The 19,113-nt window shown below is 59.5% G+C and carries 18 protein-coding genes; 16 read left to right on the top strand and 2 right to left on the bottom strand.

Features of this window, described 5'->3' with window-relative positions; translation table 11 throughout:
- Window positions 1–82: 82 nt before the first annotated feature.
- The 9 genes from ABD837_RS07960 (at window position 83) to ccsA (ABD837_RS07920) (ending at window position 10,430) form a co-directional block, all read left to right on the top strand.
- Window positions 83–3,382 (top strand): hypothetical protein, encoded by a 3,300-nt coding sequence (locus ABD837_RS07960; protein WP_345052587.1) that lies wholly within the window; start codon window positions 83–85, stop codon window positions 3,380–3,382.
- Between the two features lie 130 nt (window positions 3,383–3,512).
- Window positions 3,513–4,184 carry a heme exporter protein CcmB gene (locus ABD837_RS07955; RefSeq protein ID WP_425554315.1) on the top strand — a complete coding sequence of 224 codons (672 nt, stop codon included), beginning with the start codon at window positions 3,513–3,515 and terminating at the stop codon, window positions 4,182–4,184.
- A gap of 112 nt (window positions 4,185–4,296) precedes the next feature.
- Window positions 4,297–5,052 carry a cytochrome c biogenesis protein CcsA gene (ccsA, locus tag ABD837_RS07950; protein ID WP_345052584.1) on the top strand — a complete coding sequence of 252 codons (756 nt, stop codon included), beginning with the start codon at window positions 4,297–4,299 and terminating at the stop codon, window positions 5,050–5,052.
- Window positions 5,042–5,290, top strand: coding sequence for a CcmD family protein (locus ABD837_RS07945; protein WP_345052582.1), 249 nt, complete (start codon window positions 5,042–5,044; stop codon window positions 5,288–5,290). The genes ccsA (ABD837_RS07950) and ABD837_RS07945 overlap by 11 nt, the downstream gene beginning before the upstream one ends.
- A gap of 92 nt (window positions 5,291–5,382) precedes the next feature.
- On the top strand, window positions 5,383–5,811 hold the full coding sequence (locus ABD837_RS07940) for a cytochrome c maturation protein CcmE domain-containing protein (RefSeq protein ID WP_345052579.1): 429 nt from the start codon (window positions 5,383–5,385) through the stop codon (window positions 5,809–5,811).
- Between the two features lie 66 nt (window positions 5,812–5,877).
- Entirely contained in the window at window positions 5,878–6,981 is a 1,104-nt protein-coding gene (locus ABD837_RS07935) for a hypothetical protein (RefSeq protein ID WP_345052576.1), read from the top strand.
- Between the two features lie 62 nt (window positions 6,982–7,043).
- Window positions 7,044–7,463 (top strand): nucleotidyltransferase substrate binding protein, encoded by a 420-nt coding sequence (locus tag ABD837_RS07930; protein ID WP_345052574.1) that lies wholly within the window; start codon window positions 7,044–7,046, stop codon window positions 7,461–7,463.
- A gap of 3 nt (window positions 7,464–7,466) precedes the next feature.
- Window positions 7,467–7,793: a nucleotidyltransferase domain-containing protein gene (locus tag ABD837_RS07925; RefSeq protein ID WP_345052571.1), complete on the top strand. Its 327-nt coding sequence runs from the start codon at window positions 7,467–7,469 to the stop codon at window positions 7,791–7,793.
- Window positions 7,794–7,808: 15 nt separating this feature from the next.
- Window positions 7,809–10,430, top strand: a complete 2,622-nt coding sequence (gene ccsA, locus ABD837_RS07920) for a cytochrome c biogenesis protein CcsA (protein WP_345052568.1) — start codon at window positions 7,809–7,811, stop codon at window positions 10,428–10,430.
- Window positions 10,431–10,726: 296 nt separating this feature from the next.
- Here ccsA (ABD837_RS07920) and ABD837_RS07915 read toward each other — a convergent pair whose 3' ends face one another.
- Window positions 10,727–13,531, bottom strand: coding sequence for a T9SS type A sorting domain-containing protein (locus ABD837_RS07915; RefSeq protein ID WP_345052565.1), 2,805 nt, complete (start codon window positions 13,529–13,531; stop codon window positions 10,727–10,729).
- 199 nt (window positions 13,532–13,730) lie between these two features.
- Between ABD837_RS07915 and ABD837_RS07910 the strand changes: the two genes are divergently transcribed.
- The 7 genes from ABD837_RS07910 (at window position 13,731) to ABD837_RS07880 (ending at window position 18,209) form a co-directional block, all read left to right on the top strand.
- Window positions 13,731–14,519: a Rossmann-like and DUF2520 domain-containing protein gene (locus ABD837_RS07910; RefSeq protein WP_345052562.1), complete on the top strand. Its 789-nt coding sequence runs from the start codon at window positions 13,731–13,733 to the stop codon at window positions 14,517–14,519.
- Window positions 14,520–14,589: 70 nt separating this feature from the next.
- Window positions 14,590–14,925 carry a 2Fe-2S iron-sulfur cluster-binding protein gene (locus ABD837_RS07905; RefSeq protein ID WP_345052559.1) on the top strand — a complete coding sequence of 112 codons (336 nt, stop codon included), beginning with the start codon at window positions 14,590–14,592 and terminating at the stop codon, window positions 14,923–14,925.
- Between the two features lie 123 nt (window positions 14,926–15,048).
- Window positions 15,049–15,285, top strand: a complete 237-nt coding sequence (iscX, locus tag ABD837_RS07900; protein WP_345052557.1) for a Fe-S cluster assembly protein IscX — start codon at window positions 15,049–15,051, stop codon at window positions 15,283–15,285.
- A gap of 142 nt (window positions 15,286–15,427) precedes the next feature.
- Window positions 15,428–15,622, top strand: coding sequence for a cold-shock protein (locus tag ABD837_RS07895; protein WP_345052554.1), 195 nt, complete (start codon window positions 15,428–15,430; stop codon window positions 15,620–15,622).
- 152 nt (window positions 15,623–15,774) lie between these two features.
- Entirely contained in the window at window positions 15,775–16,713 is a 939-nt protein-coding gene (locus tag ABD837_RS07890) for a geranylgeranylglycerol-phosphate geranylgeranyltransferase (RefSeq protein ID WP_345052551.1), read from the top strand.
- A 107-nt stretch (window positions 16,714–16,820) separates the two neighbouring features.
- Entirely contained in the window at window positions 16,821–17,513 is a 693-nt protein-coding gene (locus ABD837_RS07885; RefSeq protein ID WP_345052549.1) for a YjjG family noncanonical pyrimidine nucleotidase, read from the top strand.
- 147 nt (window positions 17,514–17,660) lie between these two features.
- On the top strand, window positions 17,661–18,209 hold the full coding sequence (locus tag ABD837_RS07880; protein ID WP_345052546.1) for a nucleoside/nucleotide kinase family protein: 549 nt from the start codon (window positions 17,661–17,663) through the stop codon (window positions 18,207–18,209).
- Between the two features lie 363 nt (window positions 18,210–18,572).
- Here ABD837_RS07880 and ABD837_RS07875 read toward each other — a convergent pair whose 3' ends face one another.
- On the bottom strand, window positions 18,573–18,959 hold the full coding sequence (locus ABD837_RS07875) for an RDD family protein (protein WP_345052542.1): 387 nt from the start codon (window positions 18,957–18,959) through the stop codon (window positions 18,573–18,575).
- Window positions 18,960–19,113: the final 154 nt, after the last annotated feature.

Below are 19,113 nucleotides of genomic sequence, written 5' to 3'. Positions count from 1 at the left end.
AGACAAGGGGGTTAAACCCGGACTGGAATTTTTTTCTATTCCGACGGATTAATTTTTTGATTTTGCTCGTTGCCCTCTTACTATGACTAACTCAGTATTCGTAAAGGCGGCCCTGGCCGGGCTATTGGGACTGGCAGGGGCTCTGCTGGCTCCTACCGCGCAGGCCCAAACGGCGCAGGAGCCCTTCGGCCGGGTGCGGGTGCAGTATCAGCAGCCCCGCTGGCAACAGTTCAATACTCAAAACTTCAACATTCTTTACTATCAGGGCGGCGAAGGCAGTGCCCGCCGCGCCGCCGAGTACGCCGAGAAGGAGTTGGGGCGCATCACGGCGCTTATCGGCTACTATCCGTACTCGAAAACCACGCTGCTGTTCTACAACTCGGTCGGCGACCTGCGCCAGAGCAATATCGGCCTGACCGCGACGCAGCAGCAGGTTAACGGCGGCGAAACGCCGCTGGCCCGCATGAGCAAGGTGCAGATTGCCTTTGGCGGCCAGGAAACCGAGTTCAAGCGCGAGCTCAGCACCCAGATAACCCAGGTGCTGCTCAACGACATGATGTATGGTGGCTCGCTGAAGGAAGTGCTGCAAAGCAGCTACCTGCTCCAGTTGCCCGACTGGTTTATTGGTGGGGCTTCGGCCTATGCTGCCGAGGGCTGGAGCGTGGACATGGACGGCTACATGCGCGACATGGCCAAGCGCTACCCCACCGGCAACCGCACGGCCCCGTTCTTTCTGCGCAGCTCGCCGCTGGCCGGGCAAAGCATCTGGAACTACGTGGCCGAGCGCTACGGCTACACCACTATCCAGAATATTCTGAACCTGACACGCATCACGCGCGATGTTGAGGTGGGCATCAGCTCGTCGCTAAACGTGCCGTACAAGGTTTTCTTGAAAGACTGGCTCACCTACTACCGCGACCTGAACGGCCAGCCCGTGGCTACCCTGGTAGAGCCCGATACCAAGTTCCGCCAAAACGGCCGCAACCGCCACGCCGACGTGTTTTCGCAGCCCGTTATCAGCCCCAATGGCCAATTGGTGGCCTACGCGCAGAACGAGGGCGGCCGCTACCGGGTGATGGTGGTGGACCGGGACGGTAAGCACCGCCGCATTTTGCGCCGCGGTGGCTACAAAACCCCCGACCAGCAAGTAGAGACGCGCCTGCCATTAGTGGCCTGGCGCGGCAACAGCCAGGTAGCAGTGGCCGAAATGCGCCACGGCGACATGAGTCTGCACCTCTACGATGCCGACGGCCGGGGCCTGCTGACCCGGGTACGCGAGGCCATCCGCTTCTCGCACCCCGAGTCGGTGTTTTCGGGTTTCGACCAGGTGCTGAGCATGAGCTACTCGCCCGATGGCAAGGCGCTGGTGTTTAGCGCTGTGCGCGACGGTCAGAATGACTTGTTCCTGCTCCGGGCTGGCAGCCGCAAAGTGGAGCAGCTCACCAACGATTTGTTTGACGACGTGCAGCCGGTGTTTCTGCCCGGTGGGCAGAGCCTGGTATTCAGCTCGAACCGCTACCTCGACTCGCTGGGCCGCGCCCGCCCGGCCACGTTCCAGAACGTGGTGAATAACTACGACCTGTTCACCTACCATCTCGACGGCCGCACGCTGCCGGTAGAAACCGTAGTAAGCACTATCTCGAACGAAACCCGGCCCCGGGCCCTGTCCGACGACGAGATTATGTACCTGGGTGAGGAAAGTGGCGTGCGCGCGCTCTACCGCTATTCCCTCAAAACCAAGCAGCGTACCCTGGTTAGTAACTGGCTGCCCAACACGCAGGACTTCGATTACAACTCCCAAAGCACGGCGCTGGTGTTTGTGGCGCCGGCCCAGGCTCGCGATATTCTGTACGTATACCCGCAGTACGCATTGCCCACCGCGCTGCCCCTCACCAAAACGGCCCGCCAGCAAACGCTGGAAGACCGGTCGGTAGCAGCCGTGGCGCCCAAACCGGCATCTGTGCCAACCCCTGCCGTGACGAAAACGATTGAGCTTGGTTCGGCCGCCGCACCGGCCGCCGATTCATCAGATGCCTCATCGCCCGCTACCAGCCGCAAAAAAACCGATACCGCTGTGAATACCAGCGACTACCAGTTTGAGGAAGACGAGCCAGTCTCGCCCGGCAATAACACGGCTCCTTCGGCGGCAGCTCGGCGCCGGCGTCTCACGCCAACGGCGGCCTCTAATGCAATAGCGGCGGCCGCTGCTGCGCAGGCTACGAACCCCGTGGCGGGCCCGTACCGCTACGACACGCGCTTTATGATTGACAATGTGTCGAGCGCGCTGTACGTGGACCCTTTGCTGGGCATGGGCCTGCAGTTCAAGGCTGTGCTGACGGACGTGCTCGAAAACCAGCGGCTCGATGCCAGCCTGTTTGGCCTGTTCGACCTGCGCACCAGCAACATCCGGCTGGCCTATACCAACCTCACGCACCGCTACGACTGGAGCTTGGCCTACCAAAAGCAGGCGTACTTCTTCGATGCCGGCGCCAGCGGCGTGCGCTTTGGCCGCCACGAGTTTGCCCCCACCATTGGCTACCCACTCACGCACAACCTGAGCCTGCGCGGCGGGCCCCGGCTCATGAACATCTCGCGCACCGTGCTGGGCGACGTTTCGACCGACTACGACCAGTCGTTCAACTACGCTGGTGTGAACGCCGAACTGGTTTTCGATAACACCCTCATTACCGGGGTGAACATGATGCACGGCACCCGCATGAAAGCCAGCGTGCTGAGCCTGAAAAACCTGAACGATGGAGGCTTGAGCTATGGCAAGTTTGTCATCGACCTGCGCCACTACCAGAAAATCAGCCGCTCGCTGGTATGGGCCAACCGGGCCAGCTACGGCCAGTTCTTCGGCCCGCGTGCGCAGGTATTCCGGCTTGGCGGCATGGATGACTGGCTAAACGCCGGGTACACTGATAACCGCTTCTTAAGCAACTACAGCGGCGTGGACCAGGTATTCGGCCAGGAGTTTGTAACCAACCTCCGTGGCTTCGACTATGGTGCCCGCAACGGCCCGCGCTACGTGCTTTTCAACAGCGAGCTGCGCTTTCCCATTGTGCAGTATTTTGCGCGGCGGCCCATTTACTCCGGCTTTTTCCGCAATCTGCAGCTCTCCGGCTTCGCCGATGCCGGTACTGCTTACTCGGGCAGCAACCCCTTCAGCATTGACAACTCGTCCAATACCCGTCGGCGCGAGTACAGCCAATACTTCTCGGCCACGGTTATCAACTTCCAGAATCCATTTCTTGTCGGCTACGGCGCGGGCATTCGCAGCACCCTGCTGGGCTTCTATGGCAAGTTTGACGTGGCCTGGGGCCAGGAAAACTACGTGACCACCAGCCCGCACTACTACTTCACGCTGGGCTACGACTTCTAAGGCGGCCACCCTAGATTCACTCAACCATCCAACGCGTCAGGCGGGCCTAGCTCTGCCTGACGCGTTGTTTTTTATCACCTCGCTGGGCCGTTCGGGCGTATCTTTGCGGCCCGAAACTGAACCTCCGCCTGTGCTGCTCCGCGAAATATTCACCCTGCTGGCCAAAGACTTCCGCCTCGAATGGCGGCAGCGCGCGGCGCTGGGCGGGCTGCTGCTCTACGTAGGCAGCACGGTGTTCGTATGCTTCCTAAGCTTCAGCCTGCGCGGCGGCACGCCCCCACCCCCGGCCTGGAACGCCCTGCTGTGGGTGATTCTGCTGTTCGCGGCCTTGAACGCGGTGGCCAAAGGCTTCATGCAGGAAAGCGCCGGCCAGCGGCTCTACTATTACACGCTGGTGCGCCCCCAGGCCGTGATTTTGGCCAAGATGCTGTACAACGCGCTGCTGCTGGCGGCCGTGGCGTTGCTTGGCCTGTTTCTGTACACGGTTTTTCTGGGCAATCCCATCCAAGATGCGCCGCTATTTGTTGCCAACCTGCTGCTGGGGGCCGTGGGCTTTGCCACCACCCTCACGCTGGTGTCGGGCATCGCGGCCAAAGCCGGCGGCAATGGGGCTACGCTCATGGCCATTCTCGGCTTCCCACTGATGGTACCCATGCTGCTGCTCCTCATCAAGGTGAGCAAGAATGCCCTTGATGGGCTGGACCGCGGCCTGAGCCAGCAGTCGCTGCTCACGCTCCTAGCCTTGAATATGATTGTGGGCGCGACCTCGTATGTGTTATTTCCTTTTCTGTGGCGCGGTTAAAACCCTCTTGGGTAATAAGTCATTAATAGTAAGTAGTAACACAGGCACTATTGCCCGGTTTTTCATATGATGCCTGTCTTACTCCCTATTACTTTCTATTAAATACCTACTTATGAGTACAGCGGCAATTATCGGCAGTGTGTCGGGCCTCGTGATGACGGTGGGCGGCGTGTGGGGCGGGCAGCGCCTGGTAGAGCAACGCGGCGGCGGCATGCTCTGGAAAGCCCTGGCGGTGCTGCTGATTGTGGGCGCAACGGTGGCGGGCTTTTTGGCTCCGGTGCCGGCCCTGCCCATCGTGAATGAGAGCATCCGCAACCTGTTTTTCCACGTGCCCATGTGGTTTGCAATGATTATGGTGCTGCTGGTGTCGGTATGGTATTCCATCCGCTACCTGCGCGAACCGTCGGCCCGGCTCGATGTGCTGGCGCATGAGTCGGCTAAAACCGGCATTGTGCTGGGCCTGCTGGGCCTGGCCACCGGCAGCCTGTGGGCCCGCTATACCTGGGGCGCTTGGTGGACACCCGACCCGCGCCTGAACGGGGCGGCGGTGGCCATGCTCATTTACGGCGCTTACCTGGTGCTGCGCGGCTCGTTTCAGGATGAGCAGCAGCGGGCCCGGGTGTCGGCTATCTACAATATTTTTGCTTTTGCGGCGGCTATCCCGCTGTTGTTTGTGCTGCCCCGCCTGAGCGGCCCCTCGCTGCACCCGGGCCAGACCGGCAACCCCGGCTTCAACCAGTACGACCTTGATAACACCATGCGCCAAGTGTTTTACCCAGCCGTTATCGGCTGGATTTTGTTTGCCTTCTGGGTGGCCCAGGTGAGCAGCCGCTACGTTTTCCTGAAACTGAAACACGATGAACAATAAGCTTTTTGCGCGCCCGCTGGGCCGTTTCTTCCAGTTACTGCTGCCGCTGCTGTTTTTAGCCTCAATGGCTTTTGCCCAAACGCCCGAGGCGGCCCCGGCCATGGCCGACGACCTGCGCGCCAGCGGCAAAATCTACGTGGTGGTGGCCGTGGTGGCCGTCATCGTGGCGGGCCTGCTGGCCTACCTCATCAGCCTCGACCGCAAGGTGAGCCGCCTCGAAAAGGAAATTAAAGCCTAACCGGGCACCCGAGCCCACCGTCCGGTGTTGCTTAACCCAAGGCCCCACGGAACCCCAAATAATCTGTTGAAATCCGTTAAATCTGTGGTTTTATGAAGAAGACGCACCTATTCATTGTCGCCATCATTGCGGTGGCCGCTGCCATTATCCTCAGCACCACCGCCGATGCCAGCGTGTACGTGGGTTTCGGCGAGGCTCGCACTCGCGCGGCCGAGGGCAACACCACCAAAGTGCACGTTGTCGGCAAGCTGCCCCGCGATGCCCAAAAAAAGCCGATGGGCCTGGAATATGACCCCGTGACTGACCCTAACTACTTCGCCTTTACGCTGATTGACACCACCCAGCTGGCTCAGCGCGTGGTTTACAATAACCCCAAACCCCAGGATTTCGACGCTTCGGAGCAGGTCGTTATCACCGGCTGCATGAAGGGCAACGTGTTTATGGCCGATAACATCCTGCTGAAGTGCCCCAGCAAGTACGTGAAGAAGGATTTGAAGGACGCGACGGCTTCAGTCAACTAATTTTTGACAAGCCCACTAACTCCGCAGCACCCGGTTTCTGAAACGCTTCGCCGCGTCAGAAACCGGGTGCTGTTTTCATTGGTACTGGTAGGCTTAATCTGCAAGACTGCCAACGCTCAGGTAGCCAACGACAACATCGAAAACCGCCGCGTACTGCGACTCGAAGAAACCATTACATCCAGTACCACTGGCTGCACCGTACAGCGCAGCTGCGTGGACGAGCACCTGACGGGCAAGTGCATCGAGTACCACAACGACCAGTGGTTTGAGTTCACCCCCAAGGCTTCCGGTCGTTATTTTGTGAACATCGGCGGGCAAAAATGCCGCGACGTGCGTGGGGTACAGCTAGTTGTCCTCCTGGGGCAGCCGTGCCAGCCGGCCACTTACCGAATACTAAGCTGCACCTCCCTCGGCACGCAGGACGACGTTTTTGTGACGTTGGATTCGCTGCGTGCTGGCCAGCCCTACTTGCTGGATGTGGACGGTTACCTTAAGGACTTCTGCCAGTTCTCGCTGCAGGTTAGCCAGACGGCCACGGGCATGCCCGTCAGCTACTTCCCGCCCAGCCCTACCCGGCTGCTACCTACGGCTAGCCGGATGGTGGAACTGAGTTGGAACCTGCCCGATTCGCTGGCCAATGTGCCCGCCAGCCGGGTGATGCGCCGCGAGATTCATCAATACCGCAGCACTGAAGTGCGGCGCGTGCCCGTGCGGCGCGACACTTACGGAAAGCCCGAAACCAGTTATGCAATAACTGATACCCTGCCTGGCCCGGGCATCTACGATTATCAGATAGTGACGGAACGGGCCGAACCGGGCCCGTCTGCTACCCGCCTGCGGCAGTGGTGGTATGCCTATGGCACGGCAGCCACCATGCCTTTGCCTGGCACTGTGCCCAACCGTAACGTGGTAGAACTGCCCCTACGGAAGTATCCAGCCAAGGCGCGCCTTTCGGTGGTGGTGACAGACCCGGCCAATGGGCGGATATTACTTGCCCGCCAACTCATCAACCAACCCGGCGAGCCACGCCAGCGCGAGCTGCCCGTGCGCAAGTGGCAGGAGGCGGGATTAGAAAAAATTGCCGTTGAAATCACTTGTCATCCGCCGCGCGGCGACTTTTTCGTCGACCGCTTGTTATTGAATATCCCGGCTCCGGCGGCGCGGCCGTAAATTTGCCCTCCGCTTCGGTTAACACCTGTCTTTTTCTACTGTTATTCTCTGCATCCTGTTTCATGGACACGCTCGACCTTACCGCTCTGGAACGCTGCCTGGCTACGTTGGAGCGCGCGCATGCCCGGCTGGTCGTGACCAGCCCGACAGACGATGACCACGACCTGTTTCGAGCGGCCTGCGTGAAGGAATTTGAATTGATACTGGAAATTGTGATAAAACTGTTACGCAAGGTGTTGCGAGAATACGTAACCTCAACCCGCGAACTGAATACCCTGCCATTCAAACAAATTTTGCGGCTAGCGGCACAGCACGGTCTGCTCAGCCTCGATGAAGTAGACCGTTGGCTCCTACACCGCGACAATCGCAACACCTCGGCTCACGAATATGGGAAGCAGTTCGCCGAGAAAATCGTGAGTGCCCTCCCTGTCTTCATCAGCGACACCCACGCGGCACTCATCACCCTGCGCCAACAAACCTGAGCCATGCTGCACCTACGCCCTAAAGACCTAGCATTAGTGCACGACCTCCTCGCCCGGCACCTGCCCGCCGAGGTGGCCGTGTGGGCCTACGGCAGCCGCGTGAATGGCAACCACCACGAAGGCAGCGACCTCGATTTGGTGCTGCGTACCTCCGACCTCACGGCCCTGCCGGCTGGCCTGCTCAGCAACTTCCGCGAAGCGCTGACGGATAGCAAGCTCCCGATTTTTGTGGATGCACACGACTGGGCGTTGCTGCCCGAGTCGTTTCATCCGAGAATTCTTTACCGCTACGAAGTGGTGCGCCCCGGCGCGCCCGCGGTTCTCGCCTGATTTTACTTGTTGCTTATGAACTTATTAGTAGGACAAATTGGTCACTTCAGCGTCATCGTGGCTTTTGCGGCGGCGCTGGTGGCGGCCTATAGCTATTTTCAGGCCTCGCGGGGCCGGGCGCTGGGCCAGGAAGACTCGAGCTGGCTGCGGCTAGCGCGCGGCGCATTTTTCGTGCACGGCGCAGCCATCCTCTCTGTGATTGTGTGCCTGTTCAACATTATTCACGCACACCGCTACGAGTATTACTACGCCTGGAGCCACAGCTCGAACCATCTGCCGGTGCAGTACATGATTTCCTGTTTCTGGGAAGGCCAGGAGGGCTCGTTCCTGCTCTGGATTTTCTGGCACGTGGTCATTGGCTTCTGCATCATGCGCTTCAACAAGCAGTGGGAAGCGCCCGTGATGGCCGTATTCAGCGGCGTGCAGGTGTTTCTGGTGAGCATGATTATCGGAGTGGTTGTGGGCGGCGTACGCTTAGGGTCGTCCCCATTTATCCTCCTGCGGGAGTTCCTCACCGACCTGCCGGTGTGGAAGATGAACCCCAACTTCGTGCCCAAGGACGGCACCGGTCTCAACGCCCTGCTCCAGAACTACTGGATGGTTATTCACCCACCCACGCTGTTTCTGGGTTTTGCGCTCACGCTCGTGCCCTTTGCCTTTGCAATCGCGGCGCTCTGGAAGCGCGAGCTCACGGCCTGGGTAAAACCGGCCTTGCCCTGGACGCTCATTGGCGGCGGGGTGCTGGGAGTGGGCGTGGTAATGGGCGCCTATTGGGCCTATGAAACGCTAAACTTCGGTGGCTACTGGAACTGGGACCCGGTCGAAAACGCCGTTTACATTCCGTGGCTGGTGCTGGTGGCCTCGCTGCACGGCCTGGTGCTGTGGCAGAAGCGTCGTACTGGTCTGCGCACCGCCTTTGCGCTGGTAGTGGCCACGTTCGTGCTCATTCTCTACGCAACCTTCCTTACCCGTAGCGGTGTGCTGGGCAACGCCTCGGTGCACTCGTTCACGGACCTGGGCCTGTCGGGCCAGTTGTTCATCTACATGGCCTTCTTCACGGTACTGGCCGTGGCCCTGCTGATTTCGCGTTGGAAGGAGATTCCGATTTCGGCCAAGGAACTGAACGCCTACAACCCCGAGCTGTGGGTATTTGTGGGGGCCACGGTGCTGTGCTTGGGCGCGTTCCAGGTGCTATTCACAACCAGTATTCCGGTCTACAATTCCTTTATGGGGCTTATTGGCATCAAAACCAACGTGGCCCTGCCCGCCGACCAGATTGCTCACTACTCCAAAATGCAGCTCTGGATGGGCGTGTTTGTGGCTCTGCTTTCCGGCATTGCGCAGGTGATGTGGTGGCAGCGCAACAACAAGGAAACGCTCATCAACTCGCTCAGCGCGCCCACGCTGCTCGCCCTGCTGGGCACGGCGCTGGTGGTATTGCTGGTGCGCTACAACGGCCTCACAATTTCGCCGGCCTATGTAGTGCTCACGCTGGCGGGCCTTTTTGGCGTGCTGGCCAACTTCGGGATGATTTTCACGCTGCTACGGCGCGGCGTACGCCTCTCGGGCGGCGCGGTGGCCCATCTGGGCATTGCGCTGATGCTGCTGGGCATTCTGGCTTCGGCCGGCTATTCCAACATCATCTCGCGGAACGTGTCGGGCCTCTTGTATTCGCGCGAATTCAGCGAGGACCTGAACCGCGACAACGTGCTGCTGTGGCGCAACGAAACCGCGCCCATGCACGGCTACCAGCTCACCTACACCGGCCAATATTTTGAGGTACCTGGCGTGCCCGGCTACGTGGATAAGCAGTTCTTGTTCCGCACCGACGACGAGTACAAGGCCGTTGCCCGCGCGCCCATTGCCGTGGAAGGTAAGACCTACTACGCCACCGGCGACACGGTCGAAATCCTACCCGAAAACACCTACTACCGCATCAACTACAAGAATGAGAAATCGGGCGAACAGTTCGTGCTTTATCCCCGCGCCCAGATAAACGACGAAATGGGCGGCGGCGGCCTGCTGGCTTCGCCAGCCATCAAGAAATTCTGGGGCCATGATATCTACACGCACATCAACTCGGTGCTCGACCCGCGCAAGGAAAAGCCCTGGAGCGAGTCTAAAAAGTCGGTGCTAAGTGTCGGTGACACTATTTTCCTGAACGACTACTTCGCCGTGTTCCGGGCCGTGGAAGCTGCGCACGAAACTGCCGGCCTCAACCTGCAAAAAGGCGACCTTGCCCTGCAGGCCGACATGATTGTGTACGGCGAAAAGCGTCAGTACCACGTGCATCCCGTGTTTGTGGTACGCAACCGTATGGTAGGCAGCCTGCCCGACGAGGCCGAAGACCTCGGCGTGCGCATCAGCTTCGATGCCGTCGACCCTGCCGCCGGCAAGTTCACCTTCCGCGTGAGCACGACCCAGAAAGACTACGTCATTCTGAAGGCCATGGAAAAGCCGTTCATCAACCTGCTCTGGAGTGGCACGCTGCTCATGGCCATCGGCTTTGGCCTGAGCGTGCGCCAGCGCGGCGGCAAAGGCGTGCTCAGCAACGATGCTGCGTCCGAGGCTGTGGCCGAAACGGAAGTTGCAGCCGGGCCCACCGGCCGCGCCGTGCGGCCCCAGCCGGCCGGTTAGAACGTTGCACCAATAAAGAAAAAGCCGCTCCCGGAATCAGGAGCGGCTTTTTCTTTATTGGATGTTTCCTCAGCAAGGTCACCAACTACCTTTTTAGATTGCAGTACGCGGGTTAACGATGACCGCATCTGACATCTAAATACCAACCATAGAGTCTCTACTCCAGCGTCGGGAAACGAATCGGTAGTACAGCAGAACGCATTCTTAGCAGTGCCAATTGAACGGCCAGCTGCACTTAACAAAAAGGGCCGCCCAGTTGGACGGCCCTTTTACCGAAAACGAAGCCAAGCCGAAGCTTACTTCACAATCGAAATCTGCTGCATGGTGAACTCCTGGCCGTTGCGGACTTTCAGGCTGTATATGCCCGAGGTGAGGGCCGACAGGTCGACCACGGTGCGGAGGTTGTCTTTGGCCGTGCCCGTGTACACACGCTGGCCGAGCAGGTTAGTTACTTCCACAGTCAGCTGAGCAGCGTTAGCACCGTGGATTTCCAGATTGAACTGGCCCGAGTTAGAAGGGTTCGGGAACACGCTCACGGCACGCTTCAGGGCCTCGGAAGTAGCCAGGGGGCTGGCACCAATGGTGAGGTCGTCGATTGCCAGGAAACCCTGGTTGGCCAGGCTAATTGCATGGAAGCCTACGTAGACCGTACCATTGGCCGCGGTGATGTCGGCCACGGCGGGCGTGCTCGTGTTGTTAGCCAGCTGGTAAGTGTTGGCCGTGATGTTGTTATTGGTATAGAGCGTGGTGGTCTGGCCGGCCGGGGTGGCAGCAGCACCATACTTCACTTCGAGGCGCTCACTCAGGCCCTGGCCGGCGGTGCGGTAGTAGAACGATACGCGGTAGCGCTGGGTGTTGCTCAGCGTCAGGGCCGGGGTGTAAAACCAGTCGTCGGCGCCCACGGTCGGGGTCGGGCCTACGTTGTTGTAGGAGTACACCATAGCGTTGGGAGCCGAGCGCGAAATGTTGCCGGTGGCGAGGCTGGCATCCACGGTGCCGCGGGCACGCCAGGTGAAGCCGTCGTTGTTGCTGTCCGTTACCGTGATGCCGCAGGGCAGCGACTGGCCGGTGCCCACCGCGTCGAAGTTCTGCGCATAGGGGAAGGTGCTGACGGTAGGCGCCACGCACGGCGTGCAGAAATTGATGGGGCCCGCCAGCGTGCTCTGGCCCGAGGTGCCGCACACGGTGCGCACGTAGAAGTCGTAGCAGGTGGAGGCCGTGAGGCCCGTTACCGAGCCGGGGCCGGCCGTGAAGGTAGCCGTGGTGGTGCCCGCCGAAGCCGGGTTGAAGCCCGTAGCGCCGTACACAATCTGGTAGCCGGTGCCCGCGGCAGCACCGGTAAAGGCCACCGATGCCGTAGTTGAGGTGCCGCTTACCGTGATGCTGGTAGGAGCCGGGCAGTTTGAAACCGCTTGTAGCACAGCATCAAACGCCGTCCGTAGGCCAATGGTACCGTTGGCGGCAGATAGGTTGAGGGCAGTAGGAGCTGCGTTCAACGTACCAGCGTAGCTGGGCCGGGAGGGAGTCTCCGTTTGCGTAAAGTAGGGGAAATAGGGGTCGCCGGTCGAAGCCAGGCCCACCATGCCCACAATGAAGTCGCCGGCCGGCAAAGCCACCGGGGTCGTCAGGTTGAACGTGTGCACTACGCCAATATCGGCGGCTTGTACCGTGTAATCGGCCGACCGACCCAGCAATGCCCCGGTGGAGGCGTTTATCACTACGCCATACACTGTTTCACCTTCGGTGACTTTGGAACTGCCCGGGTTATCGCCGGCGCTGCTGATAATGGTGCGCACAGCCGTTATGGTAGCCGCGGAGACCAGCGTGTATTTCGCGCCATAGTAAGAATCATCAACTTGCGGAAGCACAAACCCCGAGCTTACGTTGCCCGGCGTCGTTATCGACAGCGTGGTGGGATTCGTTACCATCACCATCGAAGTGCTGTTGTTGGAACTGTTCAGGTCGCCGGCTACGCTCACGCTGAACGTCACCGTGTTGTTGCCTGCGTTGGGCACGGGCACCGCCGTAAAGGTTACCACCGCCGTAGCACCGGGAGCCAGCGAAGCCACCGTGGCCGCTGGTGCAGTGTAGGTGTTGGCCCCGCTCACGCTCAACGTGGCCGAGATGTTGCTCAGTGCGGCCGTGCCAGCATTGCGCACCACGCCCTGAATAGTTACCGGCTGGCCGGCCGGCACCGCCAACTGGCTGTAACCATAAATAACCTGGGCGGCCGCATCCACGGGTGTTGGTACCGCAAAGCTGTAAGTGCGGCCCGGGTCGGGCAGCGGGTCGCCACCAGCTATTGTGGGCGAGTTGCGAATGTTGTGCGCATTGCCAGTAGCGGCATATGTTTTATCCTGAAAGGTGGTGGTAGCCCACGGGTTGTTCGAAGGCTTCACCGCAGTAACTACCTGTCCGACGGCACTGCTGTTGCCTTTCACCGCAATCGTAATAAAGCTGGCATTGGTGGGGTTGGCAGACGGCACAGCTGTATCGTACACGAAGTCGATGCCGCTGTTCGACTCATACAGCTTCACCTGGAAGCTGAAATTGGCAAACTGCTTGTCAATAGTTCCCCCGGCAGCGGCGGCGGCGCGGGTTTTGTCGCTCACGTTCTTCCACTGAATCGTCACCACCCGGTTGGGTGCCGTACCCGTGGTGGCCATGCGGTACTCGGGTGTGTTGGCTCCCCCCTCGAGGTCGGTATTGAAGGGCAGAATCAGGTTGGTTTGCGAGGACGAATTCAGCGGGCCACCGGTATAGGCCTGTTGGGCATAGGTCGAAAAGAACTGGCCCGTCGGGGCTACGTTGCCCAGCTTAATGTAGCCGTTGGTGTTCAGCACATATTCGGTAAAGGCCGTGCCGTTGAACGTGAGCGTGAACGGCAGCGTCTGCACAGCCGAGTTGGCATCGTCGAAGTTGGGGGTGGTGATAACCGTGCCCGTTGTGCCCAGGTCGGTGTAGGTACCAGCCTTGTTCACAACGTTAGCTGCCGTGAAAAACTGGGCCTGAGCGGCGGTGGCCGTGCCGGCTAGCACGGCCGCCAGCGCTAGGCGCCGAAAGCCCGAAACCAGCCCGGGCCGCGAATACTCGTATTTCATAAAAGGAGGAGTAAGAGTGGGTGAATATTGTATGGAGGGGGAAAAGTGATGATGGCGAGCCACCAGCTTCGGCAGTCCATTGGCGCGAGCAGCGAGCCGGAAGGTAGCTTTGCCCCTACAAGTTGCTAAACTTTTGGCAGTAATCGGACACCAGGCCAACACAGCGCGGACAACTACTTGATTTCCTTTGCATAGTCCTATGAGCTTAGTTGTTGGCCTGCGCATTGCGCTGCTTGGTACGGGGCGGGTTGCCAGCCAGCTAGGTCCAGCCCTGGCGGCAGCGGGGCACCAGGTCGTCTTTGTCTGGGGCCGCACGGCAATGGCCGCTCAAGCATTGGCCAGCCAACTACCCGGTGCGCAAGCGCTGCCAACGCTGGCTGCCCCCCTGCCGCCCGCCGACGTCTACCTGCTGGCCGTGCCCGATGCCGCCGTGCTCCCGCTACTTGCCGGTACTGCCTGGCCCACTGGCGCGCTGGTAGCGCATTTGGCGGGCGCCCTGCCGCTGTCGGTTTTCGCCGCGCAGCCGAGCGTGCGCGGGGGGGTATTCTACCCGCTGCAAACCTTCAGCCCGGGCCGGGCCATCGAGTGGCCTGCCGTGCCGCTGTGCATTGAGGCGGCCGATGCCGAAGCCGAACGCACCTTGCTGGCGCTGGCCCACAGCCTCAGCCAGCAGGTGCGCCGGCTGGCTTCGGGTCCCCGCCTGAAACTGCACGTCGCCGCTGTATTCGCCAACAATTTCACCAACCACTTGTTGGGCATTGCCGACGCCCTGCTAGCCGAGGCCGAGTTGCCCGCCGAACTACTGGCCCCCTTGGTACGCGAAACCGTGAACAAAGCTTTGGCCAATTCCCCCTTCGACGTGCAAACCGGGCCGGCGGTGCGCCACGACGCGCCCACCTTGGCGGCCCACCACACGGCGCTGGCGGCCCACCCGGCCTGGCAGGCGCTCTATGCACAGCTCACGACCAGCATCCAAGCCCAGCTTTGATGCCCGGGCCGGGGGAAGTACCTTTGCGGCAGCAAATGCCGCGTATTATTCGTCTTTAGTGATTCCTGTTTTGTCTGATTCCGCTACCACCATCACCTTCCAGTTCAACGACGGCCAGCCGGCCCAAACCCACGTGGCGGTGTCCGGCGAGTCGGTGCTCGACGTGGCGCTGAACAACGGCATCCAGCTGCAGCACAATTGTGGCGGCGTATGTGGGTGCAGCACCTGCCACGTCTACATCAACGCCGGCGGCGACGACCTGCCCGAGATTTCCGACAAGGAAGAAGACTTCATCGACCGGGCCGAGAATCCGCGCATCAACTCGCGTCTGGCCTGCCAGTGCGTGGTCGAGCGCGACATGCAGTTGGTGGTTACTGTTCCGCCCCAGCATTTTCTGGGGCATTAATTTTTTAAAATGTGGGAATATGCCTGATGTGAAAATATGTAAATGGCTCTAGGCAGCGCATTATCTTTTCACATTTGTCATCTTCACATTTTCACATCAATCCACATTTTCACATTTCAACTGATGGCCCATTTCGAGCCGCCCATGCATTGGGCCGACCACGAGGATATTGCCATGGCGCTCTACGAGAAGTTCGGCACCGACTTCAACGAGGCCAAAATTTACCGCATCCGTTTCACCGACCTCATTGACTGGGTCCTGAGCCTGGACAACTTCAACGGCACCCGCGAACAGGCCACCGAAGGCCACCTGGAGCAAATTCAGGCCAAGTGGGTGTACGAGTGGCGCGATAACCAATAATCGGCGAGCTTGTGTGCGCCGAGCCCCAACCTCATGCTGCTTTCCCGCGTAAGCGGCCCTGAAGTGGACATGCTGAATGCCATTTCAGGCATTCCGGCGGCCTTTACCCGGGCCTTTTCCACTTTCCAATTTTGTTTTTTGCATGAAAACCGGCACCATCAAATTCTTTAACGAAGCCAAGGGCTATGGCTTCGTAACCGACGACGAAACCAAACAGGACTTCTTTGTCCACGTAACCGGCCTCAACGGTGCTACCGTGCAGCAAGACGACCGGGTAGAATTCGAAACGCAGGAAGGCCGCAAAGGCATCAATGCCGTTAACGTTCGCAAAATCTGAGCTTGAAAACTCCCTGATGGCAGCACCTCGCCCCATCGCAGAAGCCTCTCCCGCAACGGAGGGGCTTTTTTGTGCCTAGTGTACTGCCCACCGCACAAATGGCCCGCCACTTTAGCCGACCTTTGCGCTTCGCCCGCCCCGCGCTTCTGCCGATGAACCCGCTGCCCCCCAAGCCGCCTGCGCCTACGCTCCCCCTGCCGCCCCCACCCGAGCGGCTGCGCACGGCGCTACCCGCGCTGGTGCGCTGGCCCAACCTGCTGATTATGCTGCTGTGTCTGGCCCTGGTGCGGGCCGGCCTGCTGCTGCCCAGGCTGCCGCTACGCGACTCGTTGCTGGCTGCGCGCTTTGGGCTGCTGGTGTGGGCGGCGCTGCTGGTAGCGGCGGCCGGCTACATCATCAACGACTACTACGACGTGAAAATTGATGCCATCAACCGGCCCGACCGGCTGGTGATTGGCCGCGTGGTAAACCGGCGCATGGCCATGCTGGCCCACATGGTGCTGAGTGGCCTGGGCGTGCTGCTGGCGGGCTGGCTGCACCCGGTGCTGGGCTTGGTTACGCTGGGCACGGCCCTGCTGCTGTGGGGCTATTCGGCGCGCTTCAAGCGGGTGGCGCTGGTGGGCAACCTCAGCATTGCCACCCTCACGGCGGCGCTGGTGCTGCTGCCCGAGCTGCAGCTGCAGCTGGAGCGCAACGACAGCCACAGCGTGGTATGGCCCTACGCGCTGGCCGCCTTCCTGCTTACCATGGTGCGCGAGATTGTGAAGGATGTGGAAGACATGCGCGGCGATGCCCAGCACGGCTGCCGCACCCTGCCGCTGGTGTGGGGCGTGGCCCGGACCAAGTGGGTGACGGGTTTTTTCCTGGCGAGTTTGGCGCTGCTCACGCTCGGCGCTACGGGCCGGCTCTTTGTGGGCGGGCACTGGCCGCTGGGCCTGTGGCTGACGTTGCTGGTGCTGCTGCCCATGGCCCAGTTGGCGCGTCTGCTTATCCGGGCCGACCGGCGGCGGCACTTCCGCCATCTGAGCACGTTCTGCAAGGGCATTATGCTGGCCGGGGTGCTGAGCATGGCCTTGGCTGGCTCATTGTAATGGTTAGTTGTTAGTGATTAACGGTTAATTGCTGGCATCAATAAGCGCCTCACGTTCATGGCCTTTTTACTTATTAACCACTAATCGTTAACCATTCATCATTATTAATGAAATACCGCCACCTCTTCTTCGACCTCGACCACACGCTGTGGGATTTTGAAAAAAACGCCAACGAAACGCTGCACACGCTGTACGAGCGGCACAATTTTGCGAGTTATGGCACCTTTTCGGCAGAAGAATTCATCGGGGTGTACAGCGACATCAACCACGCCCTGTGGCGGCTATATCAAAGCAATAAAATCACCCAGAACCAGCTGCGCGAGGTGCGCTTTGTGCGAACACTGACGCGGCTGGGCGTACCGGAAAACGCTATTCCAGCTACCATCTCTGCTGAGTTCACCGACATTTTGCCCCAGAAAGCAGCCGTATTTCCCTACACCCACGAGGTGCTCGACTACCTGAAACCCAAGTACCGCCTGCACCTCATCACCAACGGCTTCAACGACATTCAAGGCATTAAGCTGGCCTCGTCGAACCTGGCGCATTACTTTGAGGAAGTTATTACCTCCGAGCACAGCGGCCACCTCAAGCCCGACCCGCGCATGTTCCAGCACGCGCTGGAGCGTACCGGCGCTACCGCCGCCGAAAGCCTGATGATTGGCGACAACCTCGAATGCGACGTGCTAGGCGCTTATAATGCAGGCATCGACCAGGTGTATTTCAACCCCGACAAGCGCCGGCACTTCAACCAGATTACTCACGAAATCAGCTGCCTGAGCGAGCTGAAGGAGTTTTTGTAGGCCATCAGAGCAATAACAGAACGTCATGCCGAGCGCAGCCGAGGCATCTCGCGTGCAAGAGCAATCCAATCGTTCACCGATTAAGGTAGTGGCGGCACGCGAGATGCCTCGGCTGCGCTCGGCATGACGTTCTAAAACCCAAATCCCATGGTACACCTCATTGGCATCTCGGGCCGCCGGGGCAGCGGCAAAGACACCGTGGCCCGCATCCTGCAACAGCTGCAACCCGAACGCATCTGGCAGATTCGCTCCTTCGGCGACTCCATCAAATCGGTCTGCGCCGCCCTCACGGGCGAAAACGTGGCGCCCTACTACTCCCAGAAAGGCAAGGCCGAGCTGGTGCCCACTTTCCGCCGCACGCGGGGCGAAATGCTGCAGCAGGTGGGCAGCGCCCTGCGCGAGTGGGAGCCCTTGGTCTGGGTTGATGCTTTCTTCGCTGGCCTGCCGCCCGATGCCTTTGTGCTGGTGCCCGACGTGCGTTTTGCCAACGAAGCCGACCCCATCCGGGCCCGCGGCGGCCTCATGCTGCGCGTGGAAGGCGACCCGCTCCAACAGCGCGGCGACGGCACCCGCGACGACAACCACCCCAGCGAAATTGCGATGGATGACTACCCGCATTTCGACTTCACACTGCACAATACCGGCTCCCGCGACGACCTCACCCACCAGGTACGGGAGCTGCTGAGGCGGCTGTAGCCACTGCTGAAACGGCATTGCGCAAGGCAAAACGGCATTGTCGCTTCCGAAACGGCATTGCGCAAGGCAAAACGGCATTGTCAATTCCGAAACGGCATTGCGCAGACCCAAAACACCATTCGAGCAAGGCAAAACACGATTCCGCTCTTCCAAAACGGCATTCGAGCAGGCCAAAACGACATTGCTACCCACCAAAACAGCATTTGTCGCTTCAAAAACACCATTGTCCGTCCCCTAAACGGCATTGCTACTCGCCAAAACAGCATTGAGAATCGTCAAAACGGCATTCGCCTCCTCTAAAACCGTATTCGCCTGACACAAAACACCATTGCGCCACATACAATATGGCTTGCTAATGCCCTCTTAGCCTACTAAATCATTGCTACTAGCTTGGTTGGAGCAGTCCACGCATTCAGTTCCTGCCAAATAATCGCCTAATCTTCTGGCAGGGTTTATCAGCAGCATAATCACCTCAATGGGCCAAATGAGAATGGTGATGTTCCTAATAAAGCAACGTAAAGGGCTTGCGGCTGACTTGGTGCGGCGGTTTACTACTACAAACCCCAATATTCTTTTTGCTATGCTTCGGCCTTGCAAAAAGTCCTTGTTTGCATAAATAATGCACAAAACACCTATTCCAATCGACTCCTGCTTAATCAGCTTATCGATAAGCATAGCTACAGGAACGCCAACCAGCGCAATTGTGAAATGGTCCACAAAAGCAGAACAAAGGCGTTTACGACGATTCATATGATTTTTAAGTCTGACGCAAAAGTCTTAATAAAGCTGTAGAAATAGAACCAGCCCGACTCGACAGGTGCATAAGCTGCAGCGGAAGTCGTAATAACGTCTCAACTACCTTTGCCCCATCCCACCCCAAACGCTTCTTTAAACCAACCTGAAT

The sequence above is a fragment of the Hymenobacter glaciei genome, assembly GCF_039539585.1.
Lineage (GTDB): Bacteria > Bacteroidota > Bacteroidia > Cytophagales > Hymenobacteraceae > Hymenobacter > Hymenobacter glaciei.
Note: the sequence above shows the minus strand (reverse complement) of the source record. Positions and strands in the feature narration are given on the sequence as shown.